The sequence below is a fragment of the Proteus sp. fly-1008 genome, from assembly GCF_040140305.1.
GTDB classification, from domain to species: Bacteria; Pseudomonadota; Gammaproteobacteria; order Enterobacterales; family Enterobacteriaceae; genus Proteus; species Proteus vulgaris_B.
In genome coordinates this window covers 240,057-254,264 of the sequence record NZ_JBEEWH010000004.1, presented here as the reverse complement: position 1 = coordinate 254,264, position 14,208 = coordinate 240,057, and the positions used below count along the sequence as shown (strand labels likewise).

At 37.7% G+C, this 14,208-nt stretch carries 9 protein-coding genes and 1 pseudogene; 1 reads left to right on the top strand and 9 read right to left on the bottom strand.

Annotated features, from left to right (window positions below):
• Window positions 1-97: 97 nt before the first annotated feature.
• From lpxK to serC, 8 genes and pseudogenes are all read right to left on the bottom strand, one after another.
• The gene (lpxK, locus tag ABN256_RS09635; protein ID WP_349439420.1) at window positions 98-1,087 is read right to left on the bottom strand and encodes a tetraacyldisaccharide 4'-kinase; all 990 of its coding nucleotides are present in this window, start codon (window positions 1,085-1,087) and stop codon (window positions 98-100) included.
• The gene (gene msbA, locus ABN256_RS09630) at window positions 1,084-2,829 is read right to left on the bottom strand and encodes a lipid A ABC transporter ATP-binding protein/permease MsbA (protein WP_072069672.1); all 1,746 of its coding nucleotides are present in this window, start codon (window positions 2,827-2,829) and stop codon (window positions 1,084-1,086) included. Before msbA ends, lpxK begins: the two co-directional genes overlap by 4 nt.
• 36 nt (window positions 2,830-2,865) lie before the next feature.
• Window positions 2,866-5,231 (bottom strand): annotated as a pseudogene (locus ABN256_RS09625) (DNA internalization-related competence protein ComEC/Rec2).
• 419 nt (window positions 5,232-5,650) lie between these two features.
• Window positions 5,651-5,938 (bottom strand): integration host factor subunit beta, encoded by a 288-nt coding sequence (ihfB, locus tag ABN256_RS09620; RefSeq protein ID WP_006537420.1) that lies wholly within the window; start codon window positions 5,936-5,938, stop codon window positions 5,651-5,653.
• Window positions 5,939-6,001: 63 nt separating this feature from the next.
• Window positions 6,002-7,675, bottom strand: a complete 1,674-nt coding sequence (rpsA, locus tag ABN256_RS09615; RefSeq protein WP_036938108.1) for a 30S ribosomal protein S1 — start codon at window positions 7,673-7,675, stop codon at window positions 6,002-6,004.
• 173 nt (window positions 7,676-7,848) lie between these two features.
• Window positions 7,849-8,535 carry a (d)CMP kinase gene (cmk, locus tag ABN256_RS09610; RefSeq protein ID WP_109408797.1) on the bottom strand — a complete coding sequence of 229 codons (687 nt, stop codon included), beginning with the start codon at window positions 8,533-8,535 and terminating at the stop codon, window positions 7,849-7,851.
• Between the two features lie 313 nt (window positions 8,536-8,848).
• On the bottom strand, window positions 8,849-10,135 hold the full coding sequence (gene aroA / locus ABN256_RS09605; protein WP_349439419.1) for a 3-phosphoshikimate 1-carboxyvinyltransferase: 1,287 nt from the start codon (window positions 10,133-10,135) through the stop codon (window positions 8,849-8,851).
• 193 nt (window positions 10,136-10,328) lie between these two features.
• Window positions 10,329-11,417 carry a 3-phosphoserine/phosphohydroxythreonine transaminase gene (gene serC, locus ABN256_RS09600; RefSeq protein WP_197269377.1) on the bottom strand — a complete coding sequence of 363 codons (1,089 nt, stop codon included), beginning with the start codon at window positions 11,415-11,417 and terminating at the stop codon, window positions 10,329-10,331.
• A gap of 136 nt (window positions 11,418-11,553) precedes the next feature.
• Between serC and ABN256_RS09595 the strand changes: the two genes are divergently transcribed.
• On the top strand, window positions 11,554-12,984 hold the full coding sequence (locus ABN256_RS09595) for an MFS transporter (protein ID WP_196553339.1): 1,431 nt from the start codon (window positions 11,554-11,556) through the stop codon (window positions 12,982-12,984).
• A gap of 69 nt (window positions 12,985-13,053) precedes the next feature.
• On the opposite strand, the gene ansB is transcribed toward ABN256_RS09595, so the two are convergent.
• Entirely contained in the window at window positions 13,054-14,091 is a 1,038-nt protein-coding gene (ansB, locus tag ABN256_RS09590; RefSeq protein ID WP_196553340.1) for an L-asparaginase 2, read from the bottom strand.
• Window positions 14,092-14,208 lie beyond the last annotated feature (117 nt).

Genomic DNA, 14,208 nt, shown 5'->3' with positions numbered 1-14,208 from the left:
TTAAATTGAACTACGACAAAAGCGATATGCGACTGTGGGTAGGTAATCTTTTATGTAACGCTATCCTGATTTCCACTATAAATATCATTGTTTCAGATCAGATACAAGTTTTTTTCGAGCTGTAAATTAAATTGCTGACTTGTTTTAGCACCGATTGACTATTTAATTCAGCACTGACTGGCAAATACCACCAATTATCTTGAGCAAAATGCTGACATTTAACAGCATCTTTTTCTGTCATAATAAGGGTTTCATTGAAAGGTGTTAAATCTTGTAATTCTTTGGCACTGTAATCACTATGATCACTAAATGCTTTAATTGAAATTAATTGAATTCCTTTTTCACGCAAAGAATTAAAAAAACGAGGGGGATGACCAATTCCGGCTATTGCTACCGCTTTAGCGATCTGTTGAACTGGCTTTTTCTCACCTGTTTTAAGGTTCACCACAATATCACCCGCTAAAACCATAGCTATCTCATTATCTTGGCTTAAACCACCATTAACGATAATTGCATCAACTGAATGTAAGCGACTCGCTCGTTCCCGCATAGGACCAGCAGGAAGCCACCAGCCATTACCAAATCGACGCTGCCCATCAATAACAACAATTTCATAATCACGCTGTAGTGCATAATGCTGTAAGCCATCATCAGTGATAATTACATCAAGTTCATGTTGCGCTAATAAGGCTTTTACTGCATCTCGTCGATTAGGTGCAACCGCAACGGGTGCACCTGTTCGATGATAAATTAACACAGGTTCATCACCTGCCATTGCAGGTGTGGTCTCTGATGTTAGCAGTAATGGATAATGATCTGATTTTCCGCCATAACCACGGGAAACAATGCCTGGTTTAAATCCTTGCTGTATTAATTGCTCAACGAGCCATATAACAACCGGTGTTTTGCCATTGCCACCTGCTGTTAAGTTACCAACAACCACAACAGGAACAGAAGCTTTCCATGATGACAACCATCCTTTTTGATATGCAAAGCGCCTTAATAGAGTAATTGCACCGTACAACCATGAAAATGGAAGTAAGAGGAAATAAAACCAAGATTTACCAGACCAAATCCGTTCAATCATTTACCAAATTGCATCCTGTGAAGTTGGGCATAAACACCTTTTTGATCGATTAAATCAATGTGTGAGCCACGTTCAACAATTTCACCATCTTCAATAACTAAAATTTCATCTGCTTTTTCAATGGTTGATAATCGGTGAGCAATCACTAAAGAGGTTCTATTTTTTTGCAGTTCATCAAGTGCCGATTGAATAGCTCGTTCTGATTCTGTATCAAGTGCTGATGTGGCTTCATCAAGGATAAGAATTGGTGAGTCACGTAGTAAAGCCCTTGCTATCGCGATACGTTGACGTTGCCCCCCCGAAAGCAGAACACCATTTTCGCCAATTTCAGTATCTAGGCCTTTATCCATTTTATTAATAAAGTCCATTGCATGCGCCATTTTGGCTGCTTTTTCGATATCGTCACGGCTGTATTGGTCTTCACACGCATAAACAATATTGTTTGCTACTGTTTCATTAAATAAGTGAACATTTTGAGAAACAAGAGCAACTTGATTACGTAAAGATTTCAATGTGTATTCACGAATATCATGACCATTAATCAATATTTGTCCTTCATTGATATCATAAAAACGTGTGATCAGATTAGCTATTGTTGACTTGCCGGAACCAGAACGCCCCACTAATGCAACAGTTTTTCCTGCTGGAATAGTAAATGACATATTTTTCAAGGCAGGTGTATCTTTTGTCACATATTGGAAAGTCACATTACGGAATTCAATATCACCCGTTGGTTTTTTCAGTTCTAGCTTACCTGTATCTTTCTCTTGTTCCATATCGAGAATAGCAAATAAGGTCTGACAAGCCGCCATACCTCTTTGGAACTGAGCATTTACATTCGTCAATGATTTCAATGGGCGCATTAATGCAACCATTGATGAGAAAACAACAGTGATTGTACCTGCGGTTAATGTATCCATAATGTCAGGGAAACTCGCCGCGTATAGAACAAATGCTAATGCGAAGGAAGCAATTAATTGAATAATAGGATCTGAAATTGACGATGCAACAACCATACGCATACCTTGACGACGAATATGGTTACTCACATGATTAAAGCGCTTATTCTCGACTTCTTGACCATTAAAAATAAGTACTTCTTTATGCCCTTTCAGCATCTGTTCAGCACTAGTTGTTACTTGTCCCATACTATTTTGAATACGTTTACTGATCGTTCTAAAACGTGTTGATACCAAACGAATAACAATGGCAACAATAGGGGCAATAACAATGAGGATCATAGATAATTGCCAACTATAGTAAAACATTAAGCCAAAGAGCCCGATAATGTAAGCACCTTCACGAACAACTGTAATTAATGCACCTGATGATGAAGAAGCAACTTGCTCTGAATCATATGTAATACGAGAAAGCAAAGTTCCTGTTGATTGCTGGTCAAAAAAGCTCACCGGCATTCCCATAATATGGGAAAACAGTCGGCGACGCATATTCATTACAACTTTCCCAGATACCCAAGAAAGGCAGTAACTTGAAATAAAGTTAGATATACCACGCAGAACTATCAGTCCAATAACAGCAATCGGCATCCATTTTAATACGTCATTACTTGCTTTACCAAAACCTTCATCAAGCAGTGGTTTTAATAAAGAAATCATAAATGCATCCACACCCGCATTGACGATTAATGCAATTGCTGCAGCGATCAAACCCGCTTTGAAAATCCGAATCATCGGCCATAAGCGTCGGAATGTTTGCCACGTTGATAGGTCTATATCATTCATATATATTACCAAACTTTTAATAATTAGCCGGTCATTCTACTCGGGAAACGTCAAAACACCAAACCACTGATGATACCAACGAGGTAAAATATCTCGTCTATAGGTAAATACATCAATATTGTCTTGATTAAACTCGATCGATATCTGCCCACTAATAGAGGTTGTTAGCCAATTAATAGCTTCTTTTTTATAACGAAGGTGTACTTTATCAGAAGGTAAACGCCAAAGGCTATAACGAGCGGCAGAAACGAGTGCAAATTTGGGCGACACTGTTTGAATAAACGCCAATGTGGACGATGTTTGGCTACCATGATGAGGAACCTGCAAAATATCAGCACTTAACTGGTGTTTTTTCGACCTTATTAATTGGATTTCTGCCTCTTTTTCAATGTCACCTGTCAACAGTATATTATATTTACCATCACTTACATTGATCACACATGATTGATTATTTTTAGGTGAAAGAGCTTTATTGGGTGGCCATAATGCATCAAACTTAATCCCTTTCCATAGCCATGATCTCCCCTGTAAACAGGGTAAATGTGAAGAATTATCAAAACTACTACGAAGTGTTAAATTAGGATAAGCCATCATTAAATCATTAATACCACCTGTATGATCTAAATGATCATGGCTGATTATTAATGCCACTGGATTAAGTCGATGATATTTTAAATAAGGAATAATGACACTTTTTGCAATTGAACCACCACTTTTCCAACGTATTCCTGTGTCATAAATAATCGCTTCTCTATCTTTTTCAAGAATAATAGCTAAACCATGACCAACATCTAGCATAGTCATACGCCATTGATATCGTGAGAAAGTAGTGAATTCGCAATATAAAAGAATACCACTAGCAATAAGCAAAATAAAATGATGGCGCCACCATGACATTTTTATAATTAAAATAATACCAACCCCGAGAAACCCTAATAAAAAAGGAATAGCACCACTATATTGCCAATAAGGTAAAAATAAAGGAGCACACCAAAAAGCAAGATTAATAGAAAGATCAACCCAGTGCCAAATTATTGGTTGTAAAAATGAGAAAAAAGATGTCAATAATCCAAGCATTATTAACGGTACGGTAATAAATGAAATAATAGGAACTGCCCATAAATTAACGATAAAACTAAAAAAATTGGCACCACTAAATAAAGTTGAAAAGGTAATAAAATAATCAACAATCCAAATTGTAAGTGCATTAGCCTTAAAATAAACCACCGTTTTTGATAATTATATTTAGCTTTTAATGGATACATCCAATACCAAAAAATAATGGCAAATACAGCTGAAAATGAAAGCCAAAAACTGACTGAAAGTATCGATAGTGGCTCAATAATCAAAATAAGAGCAGCGCTCCAGAGAGCCCATTGCCAAGGCAGAAATAACCGGCTTTGCCAATGTAAAATAACCCAAACACTTAATCCGATAACAGCTCTTGTTGCAGGTATTCCCCAGCCCGATAAAGTTGCATAAAATACACCACATCCCCAAGCCATTAACAATGGAAATTGTGTATTTATCCATTTAATAGGAAATAAGAACTGAATACCCCTTGCTATAACCCACCCTACAAGCGCGGCTAATCCAATATGTAATCCCGATATAACAATAAGATGTGCAACTCCGGTTTTCATATAAAGATCTTTTTTTTCATACTCTATATCGCGTTTATCACCTAAAACTAACGCAATAATCTCACCTTTATTTTTTGCTGTTTGCCAATAGGTTAAAAGTGAATGAATAAATTGAGTACGTAGCGAAATATCAGCATAAACGAATGTAGCTGACATCACTTTCCCCGCTAAGGTTTCTTTCTTAGAAACTGCATATTTTTGGCTATCAAATCCCCCATCATTTAAATAGCTGTGTACAGCTTTGAATTGGATTTTAAATTTCCAAATTTGCCCTACTTCAATATTTTTAGGTGGGTTTCTCCAATATACGTTAGCGTAAATAGAAGATGAAAAAAATGTCTCTTTGGGAACGGGAATTTTGATAATAAGATTACCATCTGATAATTGACGATATTCAACAATATTTGTTTCAAATGACACAATATTATCAACAAGTTGAACTGTTCTTGCCATCAATGAGTGTGCGATAAGATTAGAATAAACCCAGAAAAACAAAAAAAATGCTAAGAAACGAATTAATGAAAAAGGAATAAGTAATAAAAATACTGCAATAATAATTGCAATATAATAAGTCGTTAAACTAAAAAGCGTATACTGAAATAATAAAGGTAAACAACCTAATAATATTGTCAAAGCAATACTATCTAAACTCAGTGTTGTGAAGTAAAACTGTTTAAAATATTTTGAATAAAAGAAGTGTTGTTTTATTGATAATATTTTCAACCTCAAAATACTTATTATTCCTCTCAATAGAATCATTTTTGCATCCCTTCATAAGCATATCTAAATATCATGAAGTTATATTTTTATTAAAGGTAGCTCTTTAGAGCATTTTTTTGTACTTCGCTATAAAAAGAAAATTCTTTATTGTCGTATACACTATATTTTGAGAAGAAACTCGAAAAAAACAAAACAAGTCAACAATTGTGATAATTAAATAAAGAAATAACGAGAGAAATACAATAAAGTAACACAAAGAAAAGTAAGTAAAGAGAATAAAAAGGGGAACGAAAAGGAAAATAAGTAAATATGGTAAATGAAGTAAAGGACTAACAATCAAAAACTAATGTATGTAAGTAATCAAAAATAATCAACACAAATAAAAGATAATAAAAAACGGCACCGAAGCACCGTTTTTGAGAAAGTTAACTAACATCGTGCCATTTCGACAGGAGTTATTATTCCGTATAAATATTTACACGGTCACGTAACTCTTTGCCTGGCTTAAAGTGTGGAACGTATTTACCTTCCAGATCTACTTTATCACCAGTTTTCGGGTTACGACCCGTACGCGGCGCACGGTAGTGTAGAGAAAAACTGCCGAATCCGCGGACTTCGATACGCTCACCATCAGCTAAAGTATCAGCCATATGATCAAGCATTTCTTTTACAGCTTCTTCAACCGTCTTAGCCGAAAGATGAGATTGTAGGCCTGCAAGTCTCTCGATTAACTCAGACTTGGTCATATTACCTCCCTAAACTACCGATATATAGGCAACGATTAACGTTGCCTCCGTTAATAACTTAAATTATTCGCCTTTAGCTGCTTTGAAAGCTTCAGCCATAGCGTTGTTTGAAAAACCAACTTCTTCTTTGTTGTTTACAGAAGCGATAGCGTCTTTCTCGTCTGCTTCGTCTTTAGCACGAACAGATAAGTTGATAACGCGGTTTTTACGGTCAACGCCAGTGTATTTAGCTTCAACAGCTTCGCCAACATTCAGAACCAGAGTTGCATCTTCAACGCGGTCACGTGAAGCTTCAGAAGCACGCAGGTAACCTTCAACACCGTCAGCTAATTCTACAGTTGCGCCTTTAGCGTCAACAGCAGTTACTTTACCAGAAACAATAGCACCTTTTTTGTGAGCAGACAGGTAATTATTGAATGGATCTTCTGATAATTGTTTAACGCCCAGTGAGATACGTTCACGTTCAGCATCAACTTGCAGAACTACAGCAGCGATTTCGTCGCCTTTTTTGTATTCACGAACTGCTTCTTCACCTGCAACATTCCAAGAAATGTCAGATAAGTGAACCAGACCGTCGATACCGCCGTCTAAACCGATGAAGATACCGAAGTCAGTGATAGACTTGATTTTACCTTCAACACGGTCGTTCTTATTGTGAGTTTCTGCGAACTGCTGCCATGGGTTAGATTTGCACTGTTTCAGACCCAGTGAAATACGGCGACGTTCTTCATCGATGTCAAGAACCATAACTTCAACAACATCACCAACGTTAACAACTTTAGATGGGTGAATGTTTTTGTTAGTCCAATCCATTTCAGAAACGTGTACCAGACCTTCAACGCCTTCTTCGATTTCTACGAAGCAGCCGTAATCAGTCAGATTAGTTACACGACCAGTCAGTCTAGTACCTTCTGGATAACGTTTAGCGATAGCTACCCATGGATCTTCGCCCAGTTGTTTCAGACCTAATGATACACGAGTACGTTCACGGTCGAATTTCAGGACTTTAACAGTGATTTCGTCGCCAACATTGACAATTTCGCTTGGGTGTTTAACACGTTTCCAAGCCATGTCAGTGATGTGCAGTAAGCCGTCAACACCGCCCAGATCAACGAATGCACCGTAGTCAGTAAGGTTCTTAACGATACCTTTAACTTCCATGCCTTCTTGCAGGTTTTCTAATAACTGATCGCGTTCTGCGCTGTTTTCAGATTCGATAACCGCACGACGAGACACAACAACGTTGTTACGTTTTTGGTCTAATTTGATGACTTTGAACTCAAGCTCTTTGTTTTCCAGATGAGTTGTATCGCGAACTGGGCGAACGTCTACCAGTGAACCTGGTAAGAACGCACGAATGCCGTTCAGTTCAACAGTGAAACCACCTTTAACTTTACCGTTGATGATACCAACAACAGTTTCGTTTTCTTCGTAAGCTTTTTCCAGCATCAGCCACGCTTCGTGACGTTTAGCTTTCTCACGAGACAGAACGGTTTCACCGAAGCCATCTTCAACCGCGTCCAGAGCAACATCAATTTCGTCGCCCACTTGGATTTCTAATTCGCCTTGAGCGTTTTTGAATTGTTCTACAGGAATAGCAGATTCTGATTTCAGACCTGCATCAACCAGAACAACGTCTTTATCGATAGCAACTACAACGCCGCGAACGATAGCGCCAGGACGAGTTTCGATTGTTTTTAGGGATTCTTCAAAGAGTTGAGCAAAAGATTCTGTCATGTTAATGATCTTCAAGTAAATTTAATTAACGTCCATTTAGCATCCGGCCGAATGGGGTTGTTTCACATACCTCGTTACATCCTTTGTGACAAGGTCATCGGGCATTATTGTGTTTTCATTAACACGTCAACCCGATTTTGATAATTACCTAGTATAAACGAAATAAAAATTAATTACGCTGATAATTGCAGATTTTTTTTAGCATAAGTTAACGATTTTTCAATAACTTCGTCGATAGACAAACTTGTAGAATCGAGAATTAATGCATCTTTCGCTGCAACAAGTGGCGCAACCGCGCGATTCCGGTCACGGTGATCGCGTTCTTTTATCTCAGATAAAAGGCGCTCAAAGTTAACATTAAAGCCCTTTTCCTGCAACTGTAACATGCGACGACGCGCTCGTTCTTCTGCGCTGGCTTCAAGAAAAATTTTCACTTGAGCATCAGGGAAAACTATCGTTCCCATATCTCGCCCATCAGCAATAAGACCAGGTTCTGTACGGAATGCTCGCTGACGACGCAATAATGCTTCTCTTACACGAGGAAAAGTTGCTGCTTGTGAGGCCGTGTTCCCAACTGTTTCAGTACGAATTTCATTCGACACGTCTTCACCTTCGAGAATAACACTTAAGCCATTCTCATTAGGAACAAAACGTACATCTAAATTTGCTGCTAGAGGTACTAATGCATCTTCAGAAGTAATATCGACATGATGATGTAATGCAGCTAATGCCAATACACGATAAATAGCGCCAGAATCGAGTAAATGCCAGCCAAACGCTTTCGCCAATGCTTGGCACAATGTTCCTTTACCGGCTCCGCTAGGCCCATCAACAGTTATAACAGGGACGATAACCGCCATGAGTTTCTCCTTTTCGTGGGCACTGTATTTCTGTGTTTATCGCGCTTATTACATTGATATAACAGGCTTAAAATTCAAACAGAGAAAAACAGTATTAATGTATGCGCGTCATTATACGCATACAATGTATAGGAAGAAACAAGCAGATAAAGGCCAAAGAGATTTATTCAATACAATTTTTTATAGATAGGTTATTTTTTAGAAAATTTTATCCGAATATAATAAAAAATCGGCAATATTGTGCTTTTAAAAGTCCAATACTGCCGATTTAACTGATTTAAATTTGACTGGTTTTTATTAAATATAATGGATATTAACCATGATGCTGAGAAAGAGTTTCTAACTTATCAAAATAATCTGGGAATGTTTTGGCTGTACAACCCGGATCAAGAATAGTAATAGGTGTGTCAGACAATGCCACCAGCGAAAAACACATAGCAATACGATGATCGTTATAAGTTTTGATATTTGCAGTTGTTAACTGCTGTGGTGGCGTTACTTTTAAGTAATCATGCCCTTCTTCTACAATTGCACCTACTTTTTGCAACTCCGCAGCCATTGCAGCCAATCGGTCGGTCTCTTTTACTCGCCAGTTATAGATATTACGAATAACAGTATCACCTTTTGCAAATAGTGCTGTAGTAGCAATGGTCATTGCTGCATCAGGAATAGTATTCATATCCATATCGATGCCTTTTAACGAGCCACGTTCACATTCAATATAATCATCGCCCCAACGTATTTTCGCTCCCATCTTTTCAAGTACAGAAGCAAAATGAATATCGCCTTGCAAACTATTTTTGCCAATACCTGTCACTCGGACTGTTCCACCTTTAATTGCCGCGGCTGCTAAGAAATAAGATGCTGATGATGCATCTCCTTCTACAAGGTATTTTTCAGGTGATTGATATTGTTGGCCGCCTTTCACAACAAATTGTTGATAATTTTGATTTTCAATCTTGCCACCAAAGGTATTAATCAATGCTAAGGTAATATCGATATACGGTTTTGATACTAGCTCACCTTTAATTGTAATAGTTGTATCTTGCTCAGCTAATGGAGCGGTCATTAATAAGGCGGTCAAAAATTGGCTTGAAACACTGCCATCGACTTCTACATTCCCCCCCTTAAAACCTCCACGTAAACGAATAGGTGGATAATCCGTTTGTTCGAGATAATCGATACTCGCTCCACCTTGGCGTAAAGCATCAACTAAGTGCCCAATGGGACGCTCTTTCATTCGTGGCTCACCCGTCAATACAATATCATGCGAGCCTAGACTTAATGCAGCTGCCAATGGACGCATTGCTGTACCTGCATTACCTAAGAAGAGTTCTAATGGTGAATTAGTTTTAAATTCACCACCTAAACCCTCTATATCACAGACTGTATTGTTATTTGATAATTGATACTGCACACCTAATGCTTTTAATGCATTTAGCATATGACGAATATCATCACTATCTAATAGATTAGTTAAACGTGTTTTACCTTTAGCTAAAGCGGCTAATAATAACGCACGATTAGAGACACTTTTTGAACCTGGTAAATTAATAGTGCCTTCAATATGAGCAATAGGCTGTAATGTCAACGATTCCATAAACAGGTAAGAACTCCGATAAACAAATAAAATAAGATGGGATACGGTTTAATCAAAAAATAAGAAAACGACTTAGGTACTTATTATTTTTTATTTATTTTTAGTACTGGGATAATTTGATTATCATTATCAACATCTTTGGATAAAAGGAAACCCACTTTCACATAGGCTTCCTAAACATATAATGTATCAATTATGCGTGGCGACGCTCAAAATCAGCCATAAAATCAACTAATGCTTGAACACCAGCTAATGGCATTGCGTTATAAATTGATGCACGCATACCACCTGATACACGATGACCTTTTAATGCGACTAAGCCTTGTGCTTCTGCCTCTTTTAAGAAGACTGAATCTAATTCAGGAGAAGACATTTGGAAAGGTACATTCATTAATGAGCGATTTTCTGTTGCAATACGGTTGATATAAAAATCACTGTTATCAATAGCACTATAAAGAAGCGTCGCTTTTTCATAGTTACGTTTTGCCATTTCTTGCAAACCACCCTGCTCTTTTAGCCATTTAAAGACCATACCTGATAAATACCAAGCAAAGGTAGGTGGTGTATTAAACATTGAGTCATTTTCAGCGAGCACTGTATAATCAAACACTGATGGTGTTTCTTTACGAGCTTTACCTAATAGATCTTCACGAATAATAACGATGGTTAAACCCGCAGGGCCAATATTCTTTTGTGCACCAGCATAAATTACACCAAAGCGACTAATATCTAGTGGTTGGGATAAAATAGAAGATGAGTAGTCTGCAATAACAATTTTGTTGTCATCAAAATTGGGTTCTTCATGAATGGCGATACCATCGATAGTTTCATTTGGGCAATAATGTACATAAGCAGCATCATTACTTAATTGCCATTCTTTCATTGGCTTAATACCAATTTTACCATCAATTTCTGTTTTAATTTTAATGATATTTGGCGAACAATATTTTTCAGCTTCCTCAGCTGCGCTTTTCGCCCAATAGCCACCATCAATATAGTCAGCCGTTGTCTTCTCACCTAATAAGTTGAGAGGTAAAGCTGCAAAGTGGCCTCGCGCCCCACCATGGCAAAAAAGAATTTTGTAGTTTTCTGGCACATTGAGAAGATCACGAAGATCTTGCTCTGCCTGATGAGCAACTTCAAGAAACTCTTTACTGCGGTGGCTGATTTCCATGACCGAGCGCCCAAGTTCATGCCAATTGCATAATTCTAATTCTGCACGACGAAGGACTTCTGCCGGTAACATAGCCGGACCTGCACTAAAGTTATATACCTGACTCATTCAAATTCACCCTATCTGAATATGTTTTTACAAAATGACCTTTATCGGTTGTATCATTCTCATTAAATTGGCGCAATGATTATTGTGAGCTAACGCATAATACGCAGTGCGTAAAAATAACGATTAGGAGTGTTTTATGTCGGGGAGTGTGAATAAAAAAGAAGAAGCAAGCTGGGGAATGCTTCTTCATGGAAAAAATAGTCTAAAATCGCTAGCTTTAGCAGGAGGCGTTGCATTACATGCAATTAATGTTTATATCACGATAACAACACTACCTTCAGTTGTCCGAGATATAGGTGGGCTCAATTTATATGCATGGAATACGACTGTTTTTATTTTAGCCTCTATTCTTTTTTCCGCGTTGACGTCTCGTTTGTTGAGCAAATTTGCACCTCGTAATAGTTACATGATTGCTACGCTTTGTTTTTTAATCGGTTCCGTTATCTGTGCAACAGCACCTTCTATGCAGATATTGCTGTTAGGCCGATTTATTCAAGGGGCGGGTGGCGGCATGTTGCTTGCACTAGCTTATTCTCTAGTTAGAGTGATGTTTCCACAGCCACTTTGGTCTAGAGCTATGGCATTAATGTCAAGTATGTGGGGAATATCAACACTGTTAGGCCCTGCATTAGGTGGAGTATTTGCAGAATATGATATTTGGCGCGGTGCATTTTGGTCTATTCTATTCGTAGGTATTCCTTATGCTATTTTATTATTTACTATTCTTCCTACTGAAAATAATGCTGATAATATCATCGCCAAATCGCCTTTGCCCTATCAGCAACTTTTTCTATTAATGGTTGCTGTGTTATCTATTTCAATCGGCAGTCTTTATAACACCACGTTGTATCATGTATTATCATTTTTCTTTGCTATTATCTTTATTTTACTTTTAATACACATAGATAAAAAATCAAATGATGGCTTATTTCCTAAAGGGACATTCTCTTTTTCTGCACCTTTAGCCCCTATTTATCTCACCATGGCATTATTAGGTATAAGTGTACAAACTGAAGTTTTTGTGCCCTATTTTTTACAGACTATTCATAATATTACCCCATTGCTTTCCGGTTATTTAGCAGCATTAGTGGGCGCTGGCTGGTCTTTTTCTGCGATTATTTCTTCATCTAGCCAACAATATACTGCTCAACGCTTAATGCGCTTTGGCCCTATGATTAATTTTTCTGCCATAGTGATCCTTGGTTTATTTATATCCAATAACGTCACATTACCTTATGGGCAAATTGTCGTTATTTGTGTAGCACTCTTTTTTACTGGTGCAGGAATTGGTATGGCTTGGCCTCATTATTTAACCCGTGTATTACATGTCTCTCAGGGGCAAGAGGCTCAAAAAGCAGCGACATCAATTACGACAATTCAATTATTTTCAGCCGCAGTTGGTGCTTCGATATCAGGTACTGTCGTTAATATGGCTGGTTTGACTGAGCCAGGGGGATTGGAGGGTGCACAAAATGCAGCACATTGGTTATTTATTGTTTTTGCAGTAACTCCGCTAATTGCTTTCTTTACAGCACAAATAGTCGTGTCTCGAACCAAAAAAAATTAACCTGATTTTATTGCTAAAAATAACAAAGCCTCTTTAATGAGGCCTTGTTATTATTCAAGCTATTTTAAATTAATACTTTTCAAAATTTTCTTGGATCTTAGCAGGATCTTGAGTCTGTGTGAGTGATAATTGTAATAATACTCTTGCTTTTTGTGGATTCAGGCGTTCTGATGCCACAAAACCATATTTTACGTCATCGACTTCGCCATTTTGTGTAGTGAAACCAACGGGTACACGGCTTGAACGAACAATTACGACACCTTTTTTAGCGCCATCAGCTAAAGTATCAAAAATATCAGTATATAAGTTACCATTACCAACACCGGCGCTGACAATACCTTTGTAACCATCATCAATAAAAGCTTTTGCTGGTAAATTAGAAGCGTTTGAATAGTTATAAACAATACCCACTTTTGGTAATTCAGTTAGTTTACTGATATCAAACGCAGGCTTATCAGCATGAGGTAATGCTGCAGTATAATAATGTACCTTGCCGTTGTGTACGTAACCTTGAGCGCCTGCATTAACCGGCTGGAATGCTTGTACTTCAGTCGTATTCATTTTCACGACATCTTTACCGCCGATCACCGCATTATTCATAGTGACTAACACACCACGATTTTCAGAGGCTTTATCACTGGCAATCACAACTGCATTAAAAAGATTTAAAGGACCTTCAGCACCTAATGCAGTTGCAGGACGCATTGCACCAACCATAACAACTGGTTTTTTACAGGCTGTTGTTAAATCCAGAAAGTAAGCCGTCTCTTCCATGGTATCAGTACCATGAGTGATAACAAATCCGTCCGTTTTATCACAATCTGCATTAATTTTATTAGCCAGCTTAAGCCATACTTGGTCATTCATATCTTGAGAACCAATGTTAACGACTTGCTCGCCTTTTAAATTAGCGACTTTTTTAGCCTCAGGTACGGCATTAATTAGCGTATCAATACCTAATTTACCCGCTGTATAGCTTGATGTTGTTGCTGAATCACCACCACCTGCGATGGTACCACCAGTCGCTAAAATGGTGACATTAGGTAAGGCGAAAACAGAACCACTAACTACAGCTAATAGACTGGCAAGCAATGTTTTTTTCATCATCGAACTGATCCCTTATGAGTTTATAAATAAATCTAATTATGATGATTTAAAATTATTAATTCCGTGATAAATCGAACGTATTTATTAAAAAAACTCATATGTTAAACAATTTATTAG